This is a genomic window from Uliginosibacterium sp. TH139, assembly GCF_002855595.1.
Lineage (GTDB): Bacteria > Pseudomonadota > Gammaproteobacteria > Burkholderiales > Rhodocyclaceae > Uliginosibacterium > Uliginosibacterium aquaticum.
Genome location: NZ_PKRR01000002.1, coordinates 398,301 through 417,079 on the forward strand (window position 1 = coordinate 398,301; position 18,779 = coordinate 417,079).

Sequence of the window (18,779 nt, forward strand, 5' to 3'; positions counted from 1 at the left end):
CCGAAGCAAAAAAAGAAGGGCCGGGTAAAACCCGGCCCTTCTTTTTTCTACGGATCAGCTTATTCCTGAGCGGAACGGGCGATGCGGCGCTGCCGCACACCTTCAGCCAGCGTCTCGAGCAGAGCGACCGAATCCTCCCAGCCGATGCAGGCATCGGTGATGCTCTTGCCGTACTCAAGAGCCCTGCCCGGCACCAGATCCTGGCGCCCGGCCACGAGGTGGGATTCGCACATGATGCCGAAGATACGCTCATCGCCAGCCGCCATCTGCGCCGCAACATCCCTGCCCACTTCAATCTGGCGCTCGTACTTCTTGCTGCTGTTGGCGTGCGAGAAGTCCACCATCACTTTGGAAGCCACGCCGCTGGCGGCAAGCTCCTTGCAGGCCTTGTCGACGCTGACAGCATCGTAATTAGGCTCCTTGCCGCCACGCAGAATCAGGTGGCAATCCTCGTTGCCGCTGGTCGACACGATGGCCGAGTGGCCCGCCTTGGTCACCGACAGGAAATGATGCGGCGCCGCAGCAGCCTTGATCGCATCCACCGCAATTTTCACGTTGCCATCGGTGCCGTTCTTGAAACCGACCGGACAGGACAACCCCGACGCCAACTCACGGTGCACCTGGCTCTCGGTGGTACGTGCGCCGATCGCGCCCCACGAGATCAGGTCAGCGATGTATTGCGGGGTGATCATATCGAGGAATTCGGTCGCCGCCGGTAGCCCCAACTCATTCACTTCCCACAACACCTTGCGCGCAAGGCGCAGGCCGTCGTTGATGCGGTAGCTGTTATCCATGCCCGGATCATTGATCAGGCCCTTCCAGCCTACCGTGGTACGCGGCTTCTCGAAATACACGCGCATCACGATCAACAAGTCGTCCTTGAAGCGTTCAGCCTGATCCTTGAGGCGCCTGGCATACTCGACAGCAGCATTCGTGTCATGGATCGAACACGGCCCGATCACCACCAGAAGGCGGTCGTCCGCAGCATGCAGGATGCGGTGGATCGCACTGCGCGCCTCGAAAGCGGTCTGGGCGGAGCGTTCAGTGGCCGGAAACTCGCGTAGCACGTGAGCAGGCGGAGCGAGCTCCTTGATTTCGCGGATGCGGACATCGTCGATGTGAAGCTGGTTGGAAGCACTCATGATGTTTCGTTCGGACAACAGGATCAGGACCTCATTCTAGCCCGGAACCTCACTTGAGCCCGCCTGCGCAAGGCTATCGATGCGATAAATCGCAACTTGCCCGATATCAAAGCGACCCACCGGAACAAATGACATATGGGCAGCAGTCCGTATAATCGGCCTCAATAAATATCATCCAAAAACAAAGTCCGGGGGGAAGTCTTCATGCACGCCTGTATCCGTTATCTGCCGCTCATCCTGGCTACACTTGTACTCACTGCATGCGGTGGAGGGGGTGGCGGAGGTAGCAGCACGACTACCGCAACCGCCACCAGCAGCTCATCCAGCAGTACCGCGAGTACTTGCAGCAACACGGAGCAACTGAACTTCGTGCGCAATCATGTCGACAACGACTACCTGTTCTACAAGGATGCACCGCAAACAACGGCCGCCTCCTACGCAGGCCAGCCTGCCGATTTCTTCCTTGATCTCACCAGCCGCGCCCAACCCGCCAAGGATCGCTTCAGTTTCGTGATCACCGCAGCAGAAGCTGCCGCCATGTTTCAGTCCGGCAGCGCCACCGGAGTGGGCATCGACACCCGCCGTGACAGTGCTCAGAGCCTGCGCGTAGCACTGGTGCAGCCGGGCAGCCCGGCTGCCTTGGGCGGCCTCAAGCGTGGCGACCGGATCACCGCCATCAATGGCAGCAGTGTGAGCAGCAACCTCAGCAGCGCACAGATCAACGCGCTCTACTACGGAAAGGTAGGAGACAAGGTCAGCCTGGCCTATGTACGTCAGTCCGACGGCGCCAGCATTTCCGTCACCCTGACGGCCGCCAGCTTCAGTTCCGATCCGCTGCCACTGGCCTCCACCCTCACCGCTGGCAGTACCAAAATTGGCTACCTGGCCTTCCATGAACACACCCAGCCTTCCGAGGCCAAGCTCGCAAGCGCCATCAACAATTTTGCCAAGGCTGGCATCAGCGATCTGGTGCTGGATATGCGCTACAACGGCGGCGGCTATCTGGCGATTGCCGGCGAACTGGGCTACATGATCGCGGGCAGCAAGAGTCTGGATGCCAGCAACAGCGTTGGCTACAAGACATTCCAGCGCCTGGTCCACAACGACAAGCGCAGTGCGGACAACTACGACTTTCCTTTCATGCCGCTCAAGCTGCTGAACTACTACGACACCGGTCTCGCCGTGGCGCTGCCATCCCTGAGCCTGAAGCGGGTGTATGTGCTCACCACGTCCTCGACCTGCTCGGCCAGTGAAGCCGTGATCAATGGTCTGCGTGGCATCGATGTGGAAGTGATCACGATCGGCGGCAAAACCTGCGGCAAGCCGTATGGCATGTATGAGACAGACAACTGCGGCAACGCCTACTTCGCACTCGCCTTCAAGGGCCTCAACGCCAAGGGATTTGGTGACTACGAAGCAGGCCTGACTGCCAACTGCACGGTGGCGGACGACTTCAGCCACGAACTGGGCAACAGCTCGGAGGCGATGCTGGCTGCTGCCCTGACCCATCGCAGTACCGGTTCATGCCCGACTACTTCGGTGGCCTTCGCACTGCAGAGTTCGGGAAGCGTCAGTGATGCGATCGTGCAGGATGACGTGCCACTGCGTGGGCTCGGCAGTTCCATCATGCGCTGAACCCCGCCTTCGGAGATCCGGCCTGGTCGGATCTCCGAAGCGCGCAGCCCTGCTCAAGCCAGTACGCGCTCAAGCTGCTGACAGATTGCCTTGAGAATTTTCACGCGTGCAAAGCTCTTGTCATTGGCTTCCACCACGATCCACGGCGCCTTGCCGGTACTGGTGCGGTCAATCATGTCGACCGCAGCCTGCTGATAAGCTTTCCACTTCTTGCGATTGCGCCAGTCTTCCTCGGTGATCTTGAAGCGCTTGTGCTCGATTTTCTCGCGCTCCCGAAAACGGCGCAGTTGCTCTGCCTTGTCGATCTGGAGCCAGAATTTCAACACGATGGAGCCCGCCTCGATCAGCTCATGCTCAAAGTCGTTGATCTCGGCGTAGGCGCGCAACCAGTCAGCCTCCGCGCAGAAACCTTCAATGCGCTCGACCAGCACCCGTCCATACCAGGAACGGTCGAAGATGCTAACCCGCCCCTGGCGCGGCATATGCCGCCAGAAGCGCCACAGGTAGGGCTGGGCACGCTCTTCATCGGTAGGAGCCGCCACCGGCACGATCTGGAACTGGCGCGGGTCCAGCGCAGCGGTGATGCGGCGGATGGCGCTGCCCTTGCCCGCCGCGTCCATGCCCTCGAAAACCAGCACCAGGGAGCGGCCAGCAAACTTCTTGTGGCGAGAGAGTTCTGACAGGCGGCCCTGCCATTTCGCCAGTTCGCGGGCGTATTTCTTCTCGCCCAGACGCTGCCCGAGATCCAGCGCGCTCAACACATTGCGCTCATCGATGCGTGCGGCGAGCGGTGCTGCGACCGCCAGGGGAGACTGCTGGACACTCACAGCGAGGCGTGCATTGAGCGCATCCAGCAAAGCCCGACCCACACACAGGTTGCGGTAATTGTCGTCCGTACCATCGACGATGATCCACGGCGCAGCAGCCGTATTGGTCACACGCAGGACATGGCCGGCCACCTCCTGCAACTCGTCGTACGTTTTCATGCGCGCCCACGAGAGCTTCGTTACCCGCCAGGCGGTGCGTGGATCTTTCTCGAGCCTCTCGAGACGGCACTTCTGCCCAGCCTTGCTGAGATGAAACCAGAACTTGAGCACCAGCGCACCTTCATTCACCAGCATGGTCTCGAAACGGTTGATTTCATCCAGGCGATTGTCCAGCGCGCTGCGCGGGAGCTTGCGCGCGATGCGTTCGGCAATCGGAGCCGAGTACCAGGAGCCGGAGAAAATGCCGATCCGCCCCTTGGGCGGCAACGCGCGCCAGTAACGCCACATCACGGGACGCTCACGCTCCTCATCAGAAGGCTCGGAAAAGGCCAGAGTGCTGAGAAAGCGCGGGTCCAGCCATTCATAGAGCTGGGCAATGGTTTCGCCCTTGCCTGCGCCATCCACGCCGGAAATCAGCAGCACGACCGGAAATTTCCCGAGCTTGCCGAGTGCGCTCTGCGCCAGCAGCAACTCATTGCGCAACAGCGCCTCCTGCTGGCGGAAACTTTTCTTGTCGATGCGATGGCCCACTTCAGCGGATTCAAACATGGAGGTACTCCGGTAAGGGTTCCGAAGCTTAGCGGCAAGAGGCAGAGCCTGCTTGAGGCATAATCTAGCCAGAAACCAGAGCACGCCATGAGCCGTCGCCCCTTCATCCCCCAGCGTAATATCGTCTGGATGGCCTTGCTGGCCATCCTCCTGCATGCCGCCCTGCCCTTTGTGCACGGCCTGCTGCAGACACCTGCGCGCGGTTTCTACACCAGCCTGTGCGCGGTAGGCATTCCGCAGCAAACCATGTGGGTGGCGCTGGATGAGCAGACCCAACCTGTCCAGGAAAAAGAGCAGGCGCAGATGCTGCGCTGCCCGCTGTGCATGGCGGGCGCCCACCTGGCGCTCAATCCTCCGGCCTATTTCACGCTGGCACTGCGTAGCGATCTGTTTCAGCCCCGGCCGCTGGCGGCCGCACAGCTGCACCTGCCAGGTTCAGCCACTGCCGCTTACCATTCGCGGGCACCGCCGGCCTTCTCCGCCTGACCCCGTTCACGCGCATCCTGCGGGATGCAAGGCAATGGCCACTCCTTCGGCCAACACGGAGAATTCCATGCACTATCGCAATCTACTGGCGATGCTGGCGCTTGCCGCCGGCATCCTGCCTGCCGCCCAGGCCCATGTCACCCTCGAGCAAGCCAGTGCCATCGCTGGCAGTACTTACAAGGCCGTCTTCCGCGTCGGCCACGGCTGCGCGGGCTCGCCCACCACCCGCATCACGGTCTTCCTGCCCCCGGGCTTTGTGGGCGCCAAACCCATGCCCAAACCGGGCTGGGCCCTCAGCATCCAGAACGAGCCCTTGCTGCAGCCCTATGACTCTCATGGCCAGCCCATCACCGAGCGGGCGGCGGTGATCACCTGGAGCGGCGGGCGTCTGCTGGATACCGAGTACGACGAGTTCGTCCTGCGCGGCAGCCTGCCTGCTGAAGCAGGTCAGCACTACTTCCGCGTGCTGCAGAACTGCGAAAAGGGCGAAAACGACTGGGCGGCCATCCCGACCGGGCATGACAAGCCGGCTTTCCCGGCAGCCATCCTGACCCTCACCCCGGCCGCTGCCAAGCCCTCTCACCAGCATTGATCCTCACACGCGGCGCCAGAAGGTGCCGCCCCCTGCAAAGGAATCGCTCATGTCATTCATCAAGCACTTCACTCTTCTTGCCCTGCTAGCCTGCGCTGGCGCCACTCAGGCAGCCGACTACACCAGTGGCAATCTGCGCATCAGCCAGCCCTGGGCACGTGCCACGGCACCGGGCGCGGCTGCCGGCGGTGGCTTCCTTAAGATCGACAACAAGGGGCCAGCGGACCGTCTGGTGTCCGCCAACGCAGGCGTCTCCAAGCTCGTCGAACTGCACACCATGCGCATGGACGGCAACATCATGCGCATGGCGAAACTGGAGAACGGCATCGAGCTGCCTGCCGGGCAGAGCGTCGAACTCAAGCCGGGCGGTCTGCATGTCATGTTCCTCGACCTCAAAGCCCCCTTGAAGGAAGGCGAGAGCTTCCCGCTGCGCCTGAAGTTCGAGAAAGCCGGCGAAATCACGGTGGACGTGAAAATCGAAGGACTGGGCGCTGCGATGCCTGCTCAATCCCATCATCAGCACTAAACCCGAACCAGCGTTCCATCAGGCGCCTACGGGCGCCTTTTTATTCCAAATAGAACTATAGGAATTACAGCTTATACTCAAAATACACTTTTGATGGCGCTAGAGTGCGGACATTGATTCACGCAGAGCACGCCATGAACGCCCTCGCCCACTCTCTCGCTCACACCACCTCATCCCACGCCTTGCATGCGCTGGCAGCCCGCGCCTTTGCCCGTGCCGAGCCTGACAATGCAAACGTGCTGATCGTGCCGGGCTTGCGCGGCAGCGGAGAGGCCCACTGGCAAAGCTGGCTGCATGCACAGCTCCCCGGCAGTCAGCGCGTTGAGCAGGCCGACAACACCACCCCGGATCTCGCCGCCTGGAGCGATCGCCTCGGAGCGGCCATCGACGCCGCCCGCGAACCGGTATGGATCGTTGCCCACAGCTTTGGCAGCCTGGCCAGCCTGCACGCCAGCGTCGGCCGTGAAGAACGCATCGCCGGCCTGCTGCTGGTGGCCCCCGCCGATCCAGACAAATTCGGCGTCCGTGAGCGTTTGCCGACGCAAATGCTGGATATCCCCGCCATCCTGGTCGCCAGCAGCAATGATCCGTGGATGACGCTGGACAAGGCGCGCGGCCTCGCACACCAGCTCGGCCTGAGTTTCCTGAACCTCGGTGCGGTAGGCCATGTGAATACCGACAGTGGCCACGGCCCCTGGCCGCAGGGCCTGGCGCTCCTGCGCCGGCTGCAGGCGGCGGTGACGGCCTAGGGTCTAAACAATCACTCGCCGGATCACGGATGATTGCCAACAGGGCCTAACGCCGGCGCTCGCAACCGCCTTTGAACCAGCCCTTGATGGTGGCGGCCGGAATGGTCTTGCCGACGTAGCGATCGAAATTCTTGTCGAGGCTGCAAGCCTTGCCATTGCAGTTGTAGATGAGCTGGATTTCGAGCGCCTGGCTGCGGCAGTCGTACTTGATGCCGGTATGGCGCAACAGGTTGGCATTGAAATCGGCAAAGCGGAACCAGGAGAAGACCACGCCGGCCTCGCTGCTGCTGCGACGATCGACGTCATAGCTCACGCCCTTCTCGGCAAACATGTTCTGCCAGTCGTGCTCGAAGTGGCGGCCGGCCGCGATGGCTGCGAGGGTGGTGGCGCGGCAGTCAGGTTTAGCGGCAGGCTGGGCGCAGACTTCCAGTTCGGCCGCCACCTGCGCAATCGCAGCAAGGCGCTCGAGATCCAGCGCGCGCTCCGGTTCGGGGCCGCCGGGGCGCACGGCGAAACTGTCGCTGGCGGCACGCGCCTGCTGCATCAGCTTGTTCACGCTCTCCTGATCCAGCTTGATCGTGGGCACGAAATAGAGGCGCCCCTCCGCCTGCAGATCCTCGCGGAAAAGGCCTTCCCAGTAATCGCCATTGACCCAGGTGTAACGCCCCTTGCCATGCTTGCGCCCCTGCTGCCACTGGCCGACATACTGGTCGCCACTGGGCCAGGTATAGCGGCCCTCGCCCTGCGCGAGCCCTTTGTCGAACTGGCCTTCGTAGCGGTCACCCGTCGCCGCAAAGAGCTTGCTGCCCTGGCCTTGCGGCAAGCCCTGGCGGACATCGCCGCTGTAGCGGTCGCCATTGGCGAACAGCAGCACGCCGCGCCCTTCGGGTTGATCGTTGGCCCAATCCCCCTCGTAGGATTGGCCATTGGTCCACTGCATGCGGCCGCCGCCCTGGCGTAGGCCTGCCACACAGGCGCCCTCGTAACGATCTCCATTGGCATACACGATGCGGGCCTTGCCGGTAGCCTGATCGTCTTGCCACTCACCATCGTAAGACTGACCGTTGGCCCAGTCGAAGCGCCCCTGACCATGGCGTTTGCCGGCGCGCATCTGGCCGCTGTAGCGGTTGCCGTTATCCCATTTGATCGTCAGCTCACCGGTGATCAGCTGGGTCTGCGGGTCGATCACGAAGCGTCCGGTGAACAGCGCGTCACTTGCCCGCACGCTTTGCTCGGGCGGCAGCGGCGCCGCGCCCTGAGCCGCACACAGGCCAGGCAGCACGAAGAGCAGCGTAAGGATCAGGCGGCGCACAGCCATGGGGGCATCCTGCAAAGGGAGAAGATGCCTTGACGATATGTGCTGGTCGCCCGCGCGGTCAAGCGAGATGTGCCGCTCAGGCCTGCGGCTCGAAACCGGCCTCGCTCAGACGGCTGACGATGGCTTCACGGGCCAGCGCGGTTTCCACCTTCACCTGCTTGGTCGCCACGTCGATATCCACCTTGGCATTGGCATCCAGCTCGCCAAGAATGCGGGTGATGGTTTTGGCACAGCCGCCACAGCTAATGTCCGGAACGATGAATTCGTACATGGTGCAACTCCTGACTGGAAAAGCACCATATTCATCCCTGCCATGAGGGCAAGGTCAAGCCCGGCTCAATGCTCCTGCCGGGCTTCGGAAGGCAGCTCGCCGAAAAGCTGGCGGTAGTCCTTGGCGAACTGGCTCAGATGGGTAAAGCCCCAGGAATAGGCAACGGCAGAAATCGCGCTGCGGCGATCCTGCTTGAGGGCGCGCCGCACCTCGTTGAGACGCAAGCTGCGGATGAAACTCAGCGGCGACTGGCCGGTGACCTCTTCGACGCTGTTCTGCAAAGTGCGGCGGCTCACATGCAGGTCCCGACACAGATCGGGAATTGACGGTGCCTCGCCCGGGCTGGCCAGCACCTGGCTGCGGATGCGGCTGACGATCTGCTGACGCGCAGAGACGCAACGCCGGGCGACCGGTGCCGAGGCCTTGCCTTGCTGCAGCACCTCCACCAGCACATCGAAGACCCGCGCCTGCAGAAGCGCCGGATCGTCGCCCGCCGCCTCAGCGTCCAGCAGGATGTTGCTCAGGGCCGCGCACAGGCGATGCTTGCGCGCCGGCACGAGGGAGATCACATCGCGCTGCTGGAGCACGCGATCGAGGTCGAGGCGGGCCGTTTCTTCGAGATGGCTCGCAAAGGCCGGGCGATCCACCACGATGCCGTATAGATCGAAGTCCGGCGCAGTCAGCAGATCGAACTCCACACCGCCATCGCGCACGCATACCGCGTCCGCCGCCAAGGGCTTGCTGCCCATCCACATCATGCCGTCTTCGGCGGCCGGAATGCCGAACCACACGGAATCTTTCCAGGCTGCGCAACTCTGGCGCAACTGGCGATTGGCGCGCTCGACGAAGATCTGGCTCTTGGGCAGCCAGAGCTCCATCACCTCGCCCTCGAACGCGCCCGCCGAGAGCTGGTCGTAACGCTGATCCCATTGCGAAAGGTTGAGTGCATGCTCATCCGCATCACGCGCCCGGCTCACCCGGCGCAAGGCGCGCGGCGCCGAGTCTTCCCGGGCGTCGCCCCGGTCCCTCACAAACTGATCCATGGAAGTCACATCCTGCAGCCCCTAATACTTTAGCTCTAAGCAAGCGGCGTACCGGGCCTGATCATTGCATGACCTGTTGAGGTAAGCGCACGGGCAGGCGGGATGCCGGCGGAAGCGCCGTCCTGCGCACCAAAGATACGCCCTCGTCTGGTGCAGAAAGGCTTCGGTACGGTGCCAACAAAGCTGTGCCAAATCCTGCTATCGACGTGCCAAAACTTGATACGCCTCCCGGCAGGCTTTGATTCACGATGCGCTCACCAAACCAACTCGACTGGAGTCAATCATGAGTGGATCAACGCAAGCGCCGCACGGGCTGGCGGCAAGCCTAGGCACCTGGCAACTGTGGGGCATCGCTGTCGGCCTAGTGATCTCGGGCGAATATTTCGGCTGGAGCTTCGGCTGGGCCTCGGCCGGCACGCTCGGCTTCCTGATCACCACCCTCGCCGTTGCGCTGATGTACGGCACCTTCATCTTCAGCTTCACCGAGCTGACCACCAGCATCCCGCATGCAGGCGGCCCTTTCGCCTACAGCTATCACGCCTTCGGCCCTACCGGCGGCTATCTCGCCGGCATGGCCACCCTGATTGAATTCGTGTTCGCCCCGCCGGCCATCGCGCTGGCCATTGGCGCTTACCTGAATGTGCAGTTCCCCGCGCTGGATCCGAAAATCGCGGCCGTCGGTGCCTATCTGGTCTTCATGAGCCTGAACATCGTGGGCGTGACCATCGCCGCCACTTTCGAGCTGTGCGTGACCCTGCTGGCAATCTTCGAACTGCTGGTATTCATGGGTGTGGTGGCGCCGGGCTTCTCCTTCGCCAACTTCACCAAGGGCGGCTGGGCCGGAGTCGATGAATTTTCGCTGGCCTCGATCGCCGGCATCTTCGCCGCCATCCCGTTTGCGATCTGGTTCTTCCTGGCGATTGAAGGCGTGGCCATGGCCGCCGAAGAAGTGCGCAACCCGAAACGCTCGATTCCGATTGCCTACACCGGCGGCATCATCACCCTGGTGGTGCTGGCGGTTGGCGTGATGGTGATGGCCGGCGGCGCAGGCGACTGGACCAAGCTTGCCAACATCAATGACCCCCTGCCGCAGGCCATGAAGATGATCGTCGGCGAATCCTCCGGCTGGCTGCATATGCTGGTGTGGCTGGGCCTGTTCGGGCTGGTCGCCTCCTTCCACGGCATCATCCTCGGCTATTCGCGCCAGATCTTTGCCCAGGCTCGCGCCGGCTACCTGCCGGGCTGGCTCGGCGCAGTGCATCCGAAGTTCAAGACGCCGCACCGCGCCATCATCGCTGGCGGCGTGATCGGCATCCTGGCGATCTTCAGCGACGAGCTACTGTCCTTCGGTGGCCAGACGCTCACCGCCAACATCGTGACCATGTCGGTCTTCGGTGCGCTTCTGATGTACATCCTGAGCATGGCTTCGCTGTTCAAGCTGCGTCGCAGCCAGCCGGATCTGCCGCGTTCCTACAAGGCGCCGTTCTTCCCGGTTTTCCCCGCCATCGCGCTGGGTGGCGCTGTGATCTGCCTGATCACCGTCACCTGGTTCAACCCGCTCCTGGCCGCCGTCTTCGCCGGCATCCTGGCGGTGGGCTACGGCTACTTCCGTGCCACCCACGCCCAGCGCGCGGCTGCGCCGATGGCCGCCCTGGCGGTCGAGACCGAGTAAGCGGGAGGCTGAAGAAATGTCGTATTCCGCCAGCGTGGGGGTGAGGCGTTATGTGTTCGCCGACCTCAAGACCCTGCTCGCCAAGGCCAGCCCGCTCCGCTCCGGCGATCTGCTCGCCGGGGTGGCGGCAGGCACCAGCGAGGAGCGCATGGCGGCCCGGATCGCGCTGGCGGACGTTCCGCTGGCGCGCTTCCTAGAAGAAATGATCATTCCTTATGAAGTGGACGAAGTGAGCCGCGTGATCCTGGACGATCACGATCCCGTGGCCTTCGCCCCGGTCGCCGGGCACAGTGTCGGCGAGTTCCGCGACTGGCTGCTATCAGACGCAGCAGGCAGTACGGAGCTCGCCGCGCTGGCCCCCGGCCTGACCCCGGAAATGGTGGCCGCCGTCAGCAAGCTGATGCGCAATCAGGATCTGATCCTGGTCGCAGCGAAATGCGAAGTCATCACCCGTTTCCGCAACACCCTGGGCCTGCGTGGCCGCCTCGCGGTGCGCCTGCAGCCCAACCACCCCACCGATGATGCCCGTGGCATTGCGGCCTCGATGCTCGATGGCCTGCTCTACGGTGCCGGCGATGCAGTGATCGGCATCAATCCGGCGAGCGACAGCCTGCCCGCCATCACCACCCTGCTGCACCTGATGGACAATTTCCGCGAGCAATACGCGGTGCCCACCCAGAGCTGCGTGCTCACCCATGTCACCAACACCATCCGCGCCATCGAAAAAGGCGCGCCGGTGGATCTGGTATTCCAGTCCATCGGCGGCACCGAAGCGGTCAATACCAGTTTTGGCGTCACCGCAGCGATCCTTGAAGAGTCGATGCACGCCGCACGCAGCCTCAATCGCGGCACGCTGGGCAACAACGTGATGTATTTCGAGACGGGTCAGGGCAGCGCGCTCTCGGCCAACGGCCATCACGGCGCCGACCAGCAGACCCTCGAAACCCGCGCCTATGGCCTCGCCCGGCGCTACCAGCCATTGCTGGTGAATACCGTGGTCGGCTTCATCGGCCCCGAGTACCTTTACGACGGCAAGCAGATCATCCGCGCTGGTCTCGAAGACCACTTCTGCGGCAAGTTGCTGGGCCTGCCAATGGGCTGCGACATCTGTTACACCAACCATGCCGAAGCCGATCAGGACGACATGGACACCCTGCTCACCCTGCTAGGGGTGGCCGGCATCAACTTCATCATCGGCGTGCCCGGCGCCGACGACATCATGCTCAACTACCAGAGCACCTCTTTCCACGACGCGCTCTACCTGCGCCGCGTGCTGAACCGCCGCCGCGCACCGGAATTCGAAGAGTGGCTGGAACGCATGGGCATCGCCGACTACCGTGGCGAACTCCTGCCGCAAACCGAGCAACAACCGCTGCTCGCCATGGCCGGCAACGCCTGGGGGCAGACATGAGCAAGCTGCCGATCACGCCGGACCCGTGGACACGCCTGCGCAGCCTCACCCCGGCGCGCCTGGCGCTCGGGCGCAGCGGTGTCAGCCTGCCCACCGCCGAAGTGCTGCGCTTCGGACTCGCCCATGCCCAGGCGCGCGATGCGGTACATGAAGCACTGGATGCCGAAGCCCTCGCACACGATCTGCAACTAGCCGGCTTCCAGAGCATTCAGGTCGCCAGCCAGGCCACAGACCGCGCCACCTACCTGCGCCGGCCGGACCTCGGGCGCCGCCTCGCACCAAGCTGCGCCCAGCTGCTGAAGCAGGCCGCCCCGGCCGCGCCCTTGCCACTGCTCATCGTGGTCGCCGATGGTCTCTCGTCCCTCGCCATCAGCCGCCACACCCTGCCCCTGCTGCAAGCCCTGCGGCCCTATTTCCCGACCCTGCGCGAAGCACCGGTGGTGATCGCCAGCCAAGCCCGTGTGGCGCTAGGCGACGAAGTCGGCCAGCTCCTCAACGCTGCGCTGGTCGCCGTGCTGATCGGCGAGCGCCCCGGCCTCTCCTCGCCGGACAGCCTCGGCATCTACCTCACCGGCGGGCCGCGTATCGGCCTCACCGATGCCTGGCGCAACTGCATTTCCAACGTCCGCCCGGAAGGCCTCGACTACGCCGAAGCGGCCCGCAAGCTGGCCTTCCTGATCGCGGGCGCACGCCAGCTGGGGCGCACGGGTGTCGACCTCAAGGACGACAGCGACACACCGGCGCTGGAATCCCGAACCCCTATGCCGGAGCTATCCGGCAGCGACTGAACCTCAGCTTTTCCCGCTTCCCGTTCCACCCCAACCATTGCCTGACAGGAGAGAACCATGCTCACCCTCGCACAACGCACTATCCCAGCCGCCCTCGCTGCCCTCGGCCTGGCCCTGGCGCTGCCCGCTCATGCCCAGGAAGCCGCCGCACCGGCCGCCACTCCGGACTGGAGCTTTCCCAGCAGCCTGAGCCTGACCAGCGACTACATCTTCCGCGGTCAGTCCCAGACCTGGGGCAAGCCCGCCCTGCAATACGGCATCGAGGCCGATCACAGCTCCGGCTTCTATGCCGGCTTCTTCGCCTCCAACGTGTCGGACCACTGGCTGCCGGGCGCTTCCGTTGAAACTGATCTGTTCACGGGCTACCGCAACACGATCGCCGACACCGTCGGCTATGACCTCGGCGTGATCTATTACGCCTACCCGGGCGGCAACTGGAAGAACTCCAGCTTCACCGGCTACAACGATCCGAACGAGCTCAACACTGCCGAAGCCTTCATTTCGCTGAGCTACAAGGGGCTCAGCTTCAAGACCGGCCATGCCCTCACCGAATACTTCGGCTGGAGCACCAACAACTCTCCGGTTGGCGGTGGTTTTGCTGGCGACAGCACGGCCGGCGTTACCGGCAGCACGCGCGGCTCTTACTTCTATGAACTCAATGGCAGCTTCGACGTGGCCGAAGGCTGGAACCTCAACGGCCAGCTCGGCCGCCAGATCATCGCCAATGCCACAGGGCTGGACATCACCTATTACAAGCTCGGCGTTACCCATAGCTTCGCCGACGGCTGGTCCGCCAGCCTGGCCTACTACGGCTCGAGCGAACCGGATGCCTACAAAGGCTTCCTGAGTCTTGCCGACACCACATCCGCCTCCAACATCGCCAAGGACAAGACGGTCGTCACCCTTAGCAAGGCTTTCTGAGTCGCACTTGCGCTGTGATGCCCCCGTCCGGCACGGGGGCTTCACAGCGCATCCTCCTCCCGCTTGACCCTGCCATGATGGGAAGCCCTAGAGTCAGTGTGTCCTGACCCGGAGCCCTGCCATGAGCGCGCCCACCCCTGTAGCCCACCCGACACACTTCTCCTTCCCCATCGAGGGCATGACCTGCGCCGCCTGCTCCACGCGACTGGAGAAAATGCTGCGCGCCACGCCCGGTGTGACTGAGGCGAGTGTGAATCTCGCCAGCGAGCGCGCCAGCGTGGTGGGAGAAGCCGACTTCGCGGCGCTGCTTGCCACCGTGCGCCGCGCCGGCTTCGAGGTGCCGCGCCGCACCCTGCAGCTCGACGTGGGTGGCATGAGCTGCGCCAGCTGCGTAGCGCGGGTCGAGAAAGCCCTGCTCAAACAGCCCGGCGTGGAAATGGCCGAGGTGAGTCTGGCCACCGAATCCGCGCGCATCGAAACCCGGCTCGACGCCGATCCCGCCCCCCTGCTCGCAGCACTTGAGAAAGCCGGCTTTTCCAGCCGCCTGCACCAGGCTGCCTCACCCGTCACTCGCACCTCCGCCGGCCAGCGCTGGCAACTGTTTTCGCTCGCTTGCAGCATCGCGCTGAGCCTGCCGCTGCTCGCGCCGATGCTCGTCGAACCCTTCGGCCTGCACTGGATGCTGCCTGGCTGGCTGCAGTGGGCGCTCGCCACGCCGGTGCAGTTCGTGTTCGGCGCACGCTTCTACCGCGCGGGCTGGAAAGCGGCACGCGCCGGCAGCGGCAACATGGACCTGCTGGTCGCGCTCGGTACCAGCGCCGCGTATTTCCTCTCGCTGTGGCTGCTCCTCAGCGGCCACGGCATGCATCTGTACTTCGAGGCGGCGGCCGTGGTGATCACCCTAGTACAGCTCGGCAAGTGGCTGGAGAACCGCGCCAAGCGCCAGACCACTGCGGCGATCCGTGCCCTGCAAGCCTTGCGGCCGGAAACTGCACGTATTCGCAGCTCCGATAGCGAGCAGGAGATCCCGCTTGGCCAGCTGCGCGTGAATGACATCGTGATCGTGCGCCCCGGCGAGCGCATCCCGGCCGATGGCGTGCTGATCGAGGGCGAATCGCAGGTCGATGAGTCGCTGATCACCGGCGAGAGCCTGCCGGTGCTGCGCACACCGGGCGCGGTGCTGATCGGCGGCAGCGTGAATGGCGAAGGCCTCATCGCGCTGCGCACCACAGCCGTCGGCGCGCAGACGGCGCTGGCCCTCATCATCGAACTGGTCGAAAACGCCCAGGCCAAGAAGGCGCCGATCCAGCATCTGGTCGACCAAGTCGCGGCAGTGTTCGTGCCGGTGGTACTGGTGATTGCGATCATTACCCTGCTCGGCTGGGGACTAGCCGCTGGCGACTGGCAGCAGGCCATCCTCAACGCGGTGGCGGTGCTGGTGATCGCCTGCCCCTGCGCGCTGGGGCTGGCCACACCCACCGCGATCATGGCCGGCACCGGGGCGGCTGCAAAACTCGGCATCCTGATCCGCGACGCGGAAGCGCTGGAAATCGCCCATCGCGTGCAGGTGGTGGCTTTTGACAAGACCGGCACCCTGACCCTCGGCAAGCCGACCTTGATGGCTTTGGAAAATAGCCCGGATGCAGCGCAGCGGAATCCGGGAGCCCCCCTTGCGCCACAATCCCCGGATTCCGGCCTGCAGCCTCCATCCGGGCTACAGATTGCCGCCGCCCTGCAAGCCGGCAGCGAGCACCCACTGGCGCAAGCCGTCATCGCCGCCGCGCAAGGCCTTGAGCTACCAATGGCAACCGGCGTGAAAGCCGAGGCCGGGCGCGGCATTCGCGCCACGATCGCAGGGCGCGAATACGCGCTGGGCAGCCTGCGCTGGCTCGGCGAGCTGGGCTTCGATACCACCGCACTCGTGGCCGAGGCCGCACCGCATCAGGCGCAGGGCCATACCGTGTCCTGGCTGATCGATCTGAGCAGCAAACAACGCCTCGCCCTGCTCGCCTTCGGCGACAGCCCGCGCCCCGAAGCGCAGGAGGCCATCGCCGAACTCAAATCGGCCGGCATCCGCCCCGTCCTGCTGACCGGCGACCATGCCGTGAGCGCCGCCGCCATCGCCGCGCAGCTCGGCATCGAGGATGTGCGCGCCGAGGTACTGCCGGCGGACAAGGCCCGCATCGTCGCCGAGCTGCGCGAGAAATTCGGCACGACGGCCATGGTCGGCGACGGCATCAACGACGCCCCCGCGCTGGCCGCCGCCGACGTGGGCATCGCCCTGGGCAGCGGCACCGACGTGGCCATGGCTGCGGCCGGCATCACCCTGATGCATGCAGACCCGCGCAGGGTCGCCGACGCCCTGGCCATCTCGCGCCGCACCTCAGCGAAGATCCGCCAGAACCTGTTCTGGGCCTTCATCTACAACCTGATCGGCATTCCGCTGGCCGCGGCCGGCCTGCTCAACCCGGTGATCGCCGGCGCAGCGATGGCCTTCTCCAGCGTCAGCGTGGTCAGCAACGCCTTGCTGCTGGCGCGCCAGCCGCTGCGACACTGACGGGCAAGGCGCCCCTACCCATCGGGCAGGCCACGGTGCGGCAACCGCTTCGTGGCACTAATGCTCAGGAGAGGCCTTTGCCTCGAAGGAGCGCCGCATGCAAGAAGATGCCCAGATCCACAACCCGTCCCTGCGCCAGCGCATGGCCGATCTGCCGATTGCCGCCAAGCTGAGCCTGCTCACTCTAGCCCTGCTCACCGCCGTTTTCAGTGTGGCCGGGCTGTATCTGGCGCGCTCGCTGTCCACCCAGCTCGAAGCCAACGCCACCAACGCGCTGCAAACGGCCAACCAGCGCATCGTGGACATGATCGAGGTCTATGCCGCCAATCTGGAGCAATCCGCCGCCATGCTCGGCAGCGAATTCGTCTCGCGCCTGCAGGCGGGCGTGCCCGAAACCACCCGCAGCAAGGACATCGCCGCCAGCGAGGCGAAAGCCACACCCCTGATCGACAGCTTCAGCGCTGCCTCCGGCGCGGTCGCCACCCTCTTCGTGAAGGATGGCGAGGATTTCACCCGCCTCGCCACCTCGGTCAAGGATGCCGCCGGCAAGCGCGCTGTCGGCACCCGGCTCGACCACACCCACCCAGCCTATGCCCCGGCGCTCGCCGGGCAGGCCTACACCGGTCGCGCCAAGCTCTTCGGGCGTGACTACATCACGCGCTACATCCCGCTGCTCGACAACGGCAAGGTCATCGGCATCGGCTTCATCGGCATCGACTTCACCGATGGCCTCGCCACCCTGAAGCAGAAGGTGCGCGCCATCACCGTAGGCGATAGCGGCCACGTGCTGATCTTTGAGCGCAGCGGCGCGGACGCCGGCAAGGCCGTGGTGCATCCGGAAGCCGAAGGCCAGAACCTGCTCGGCGACAGCCATCCCTGGCTACGCACGATGATCGAAGGGAAAAACGGCGCCCTGCACTTCAGCTCAGCCAAAGACAGCAAGGCCGGCACCGAACAGCTCGGCGTATTCAACAGCTTCGAGCACTGGAACTGGCTGATCGTTTCCACCGGCCCGCTCGATGAATTCACCCGCTTCGCACGCGGCATCCTGCGCGACCTGCTGATCGCCGCCGTGATCATGGCCATCCTGATCGCCAGCGGCATCATGCTCTGTGGCCGGCGCTGGATCAGCCGGCCGCTGGCCGGCGCCGTCGGCCTCTTCGAGCAGATCGCCGAAGGCGATCTGGGCACCCGCATCGAAGTGCACAATCGCGACGAGGTGGGTCAGTTGCTGGCCGCCATGCAGGGCATGACCCGGCAGCTCGCCCGCGTGATCGAGGAGGTCCGCGCGAGCTCGGAGAGCCTGGGGGGGGCCGCCAGCCAGATCACCGGCACCTCGCAGTCGCTGGCCCAGTCCTCCAGCGAGCAGGCCGCCAGCGTGGAGCAGACCTCCGCCGCCATGGAGCAGATGAGCAGCTCGGTCACCCGCAACGCGGATAACGCCCATAGCACCGATGAAGTCGCGCTCAAGGCCGCCGGTGAAGCGAATGAAGGTGGCGCGGCCGTCAGCCAGACCGTGCAGGCCATGCAACAGATCGCCCAGCGCATCGGCATCATCGACGACATCGCCTACCAGACGAACCTGCTCGCTTTGAACGCGGCCATCGAAGCGGCCCGCGCAGGCGAAGCCGGGCGCGGCTTCGCCGTGGTAGCCGCCGAAGTGCGCAAACTCGCCGAGCGCAGCCAGGTCGCTGCACAGGAGATCGGCAGCCTCGCCAGCAACAGCGTGCATGTGGCCGAAAACGCCGGCAAGCTACTGCAGCAGATCGTGCCGGCGATCCAACAGACAGCAGAACTGGTGCAGGAAATCGCCAGCGCCTCAAATGAACAGTCCGACGGCGTCACCCAGATCAACGCCACACTGAGCCAGCTCGCCCAGCTCACCCAGCAGAATGCGGCCTCGGCCGAAGAGCTCGCCGCCACCGCCGAAGAGATGAACAACCAGGCCAGCCAGCTGCAGACGCTGATGGCCTTCTTCAAGCTCGGCACAGCGTCAGCCCCGCGCGCGGGCGGCAGCGCGCCACGCGCATCCGGGGCGACACCTCGCCCCCGCGCCGGCTTCAATTCGGACTCAGGAGAATATGTACGTTTCTGAAAGAAGCCCGGCGTAAACTGGCGCTTTGCCTCGCCAGG

General features: G+C 64.3%; 16 protein-coding genes. 11 read left to right on the forward strand and 5 right to left on the reverse strand.

Going from position 1 to position 18,779, the window contains the following annotated elements:
- Positions 1-59 precede the first annotated feature (59 nt).
- Positions 60-1,142 carry a 3-deoxy-7-phosphoheptulonate synthase AroG gene (aroG, locus tag C0V76_RS05410; protein ID WP_101941351.1) on the reverse strand — a complete coding sequence of 361 codons (1,083 nt, stop codon included), beginning with the start codon at positions 1,140-1,142 and terminating at the stop codon, positions 60-62.
- Between the two features lie 204 nt (positions 1,143-1,346).
- Between aroG and C0V76_RS05415 the strand changes: the two genes are divergently transcribed.
- Positions 1,347-2,777: a S41 family peptidase gene (locus C0V76_RS05415; protein WP_101941352.1), complete on the forward strand. Its 1,431-nt coding sequence runs from the start codon at positions 1,347-1,349 to the stop codon at positions 2,775-2,777.
- Positions 2,778-2,830: 53 nt separating this feature from the next.
- On the opposite strand, the gene pap is transcribed toward C0V76_RS05415, so the two are convergent.
- Positions 2,831-4,312: a polyphosphate:AMP phosphotransferase gene (gene pap / locus C0V76_RS05420; protein ID WP_101941353.1), complete on the reverse strand. Its 1,482-nt coding sequence runs from the start codon at positions 4,310-4,312 to the stop codon at positions 2,831-2,833.
- An 87-nt stretch (positions 4,313-4,399) separates the two neighbouring features.
- On the opposite strand from pap, the gene C0V76_RS05425 reads away from it, so the two are divergent.
- From C0V76_RS05425 to C0V76_RS05440, 4 genes are all read left to right on the forward strand, one after another.
- Complete coding sequence (locus C0V76_RS05425) at positions 4,400-4,798, forward strand: DUF2946 family protein (protein WP_101941354.1); 399 nt, start codon at positions 4,400-4,402, stop codon at positions 4,796-4,798.
- A 67-nt stretch (positions 4,799-4,865) separates the two neighbouring features.
- Positions 4,866-5,390, forward strand: a complete 525-nt coding sequence (locus C0V76_RS05430; RefSeq protein WP_216821659.1) for a YcnI family protein — start codon at positions 4,866-4,868, stop codon at positions 5,388-5,390.
- A gap of 49 nt (positions 5,391-5,439) precedes the next feature.
- On the forward strand, positions 5,440-5,916 hold the full coding sequence (locus C0V76_RS05435; RefSeq protein WP_101941355.1) for a copper chaperone PCu(A)C: 477 nt from the start codon (positions 5,440-5,442) through the stop codon (positions 5,914-5,916).
- 134 nt (positions 5,917-6,050) lie between these two features.
- Complete coding sequence (locus tag C0V76_RS05440; protein WP_101941356.1) at positions 6,051-6,665, forward strand: alpha/beta hydrolase; 615 nt, start codon at positions 6,051-6,053, stop codon at positions 6,663-6,665.
- Between the two features lie 46 nt (positions 6,666-6,711).
- Here C0V76_RS05440 and C0V76_RS05445 read toward each other — a convergent pair whose 3' ends face one another.
- The 3 genes from C0V76_RS05445 to C0V76_RS05455 all read right to left on the reverse strand — a co-directional run bounded on the left by C0V76_RS05445 (position 6,712) and on the right by C0V76_RS05455 (position 9,297).
- Positions 6,712-7,983, reverse strand: a complete 1,272-nt coding sequence (locus tag C0V76_RS05445) for an MORN repeat-containing protein (RefSeq protein ID WP_101941357.1) — start codon at positions 7,981-7,983, stop codon at positions 6,712-6,714.
- Between the two features lie 76 nt (positions 7,984-8,059).
- Entirely contained in the window at positions 8,060-8,254 is a 195-nt protein-coding gene (locus C0V76_RS05450; RefSeq protein ID WP_101941358.1) for a heavy-metal-associated domain-containing protein, read from the reverse strand.
- A 65-nt stretch (positions 8,255-8,319) separates the two neighbouring features.
- Entirely contained in the window at positions 8,320-9,297 is a 978-nt protein-coding gene (locus C0V76_RS05455) for a helix-turn-helix domain-containing protein (RefSeq protein WP_101941359.1), read from the reverse strand.
- 283 nt (positions 9,298-9,580) lie between these two features.
- Here C0V76_RS05455 and eat point away from each other — a divergent pair, with 283 nt between their 5' ends.
- The 6 genes from eat (at position 9,581) to C0V76_RS05485 (ending at position 18,741) form a co-directional block, all read left to right on the forward strand.
- Positions 9,581-10,969, forward strand: coding sequence for an ethanolamine permease (gene eat, locus C0V76_RS05460; protein ID WP_101941360.1), 1,389 nt, complete (start codon positions 9,581-9,583; stop codon positions 10,967-10,969).
- 16 nt (positions 10,970-10,985) lie between these two features.
- The gene (locus tag C0V76_RS05465) at positions 10,986-12,380 is read left to right on the forward strand and encodes an ethanolamine ammonia-lyase subunit EutB (protein ID WP_101941361.1); all 1,395 of its coding nucleotides are present in this window, start codon (positions 10,986-10,988) and stop codon (positions 12,378-12,380) included.
- A complete protein-coding gene (gene eutC, locus C0V76_RS05470; RefSeq protein WP_101941362.1) occupies positions 12,377-13,168 on the forward strand; it encodes an ethanolamine ammonia-lyase subunit EutC in 792 nt (263 codons plus the stop codon). Before C0V76_RS05465 ends, eutC begins: the two co-directional genes overlap by 4 nt.
- Before the next feature lie 57 nt (positions 13,169-13,225).
- Positions 13,226-14,089, forward strand: a complete 864-nt coding sequence (locus tag C0V76_RS05475; RefSeq protein WP_101941363.1) for a TorF family putative porin — start codon at positions 13,226-13,228, stop codon at positions 14,087-14,089.
- A 121-nt stretch (positions 14,090-14,210) separates the two neighbouring features.
- Positions 14,211-16,646, forward strand: a complete 2,436-nt coding sequence (locus tag C0V76_RS05480; protein ID WP_101941364.1) for a heavy metal translocating P-type ATPase — start codon at positions 14,211-14,213, stop codon at positions 16,644-16,646.
- Between the two features lie 97 nt (positions 16,647-16,743).
- Positions 16,744-18,741, forward strand: a complete 1,998-nt coding sequence (locus tag C0V76_RS05485; protein WP_158239150.1) for a methyl-accepting chemotaxis protein — start codon at positions 16,744-16,746, stop codon at positions 18,739-18,741.
- The last annotated feature ends 38 nt before the right edge of the window (positions 18,742-18,779 follow it).

Coding starts and splice junctions, on each gene's coding strand:
- C0V76_RS05440 (WP_101941356.1), top strand. CDS start 6,051: ATGAACGCCCTCGCCCACTCTCTCGCTCACACCACCTCATCCCACGCC.
- aroG (WP_101941351.1), bottom strand. CDS start 1,142: ATGAGTGCTTCCAACCAGCTTCACATCGACGATGTCCGCATCCGCGAA.
- C0V76_RS05465 (WP_101941361.1), top strand. CDS start 10,986: ATGTCGTATTCCGCCAGCGTGGGGGTGAGGCGTTATGTGTTCGCCGAC.
- C0V76_RS05425 (WP_101941354.1), top strand. CDS start 4,400: ATGAGCCGTCGCCCCTTCATCCCCCAGCGTAATATCGTCTGGATGGCC.
- C0V76_RS05430 (WP_216821659.1), top strand. CDS start 4,866: ATGCACTATCGCAATCTACTGGCGATGCTGGCGCTTGCCGCCGGCATC.
- C0V76_RS05485 (WP_158239150.1), top strand. CDS start 16,744: ATGCAAGAAGATGCCCAGATCCACAACCCGTCCCTGCGCCAGCGCATG.
- eutC (WP_101941362.1), top strand. CDS start 12,377: ATGAGCAAGCTGCCGATCACGCCGGACCCGTGGACACGCCTGCGCAGC.
- eat (WP_101941360.1), top strand. CDS start 9,581: ATGAGTGGATCAACGCAAGCGCCGCACGGGCTGGCGGCAAGCCTAGGC.
- C0V76_RS05415 (WP_101941352.1), top strand. CDS start 1,347: ATGCACGCCTGTATCCGTTATCTGCCGCTCATCCTGGCTACACTTGTA.
- pap (WP_101941353.1), bottom strand. CDS start 4,312: ATGTTTGAATCCGCTGAAGTGGGCCATCGCATCGACAAGAAAAGTTTC.
- C0V76_RS05445 (WP_101941357.1), bottom strand. CDS start 7,983: ATGGCTGTGCGCCGCCTGATCCTTACGCTGCTCTTCGTGCTGCCTGGC.
- C0V76_RS05480 (WP_101941364.1), top strand. CDS start 14,211: ATGAGCGCGCCCACCCCTGTAGCCCACCCGACACACTTCTCCTTCCCC.
- C0V76_RS05450 (WP_101941358.1), bottom strand. CDS start 8,254: ATGTACGAATTCATCGTTCCGGACATTAGCTGTGGCGGCTGTGCCAAA.
- C0V76_RS05435 (WP_101941355.1), top strand. CDS start 5,440: ATGTCATTCATCAAGCACTTCACTCTTCTTGCCCTGCTAGCCTGCGCT.
- C0V76_RS05475 (WP_101941363.1), top strand. CDS start 13,226: ATGCTCACCCTCGCACAACGCACTATCCCAGCCGCCCTCGCTGCCCTC.
- C0V76_RS05455 (WP_101941359.1), bottom strand. CDS start 9,297: ATGGATCAGTTTGTGAGGGACCGGGGCGACGCCCGGGAAGACTCGGCG.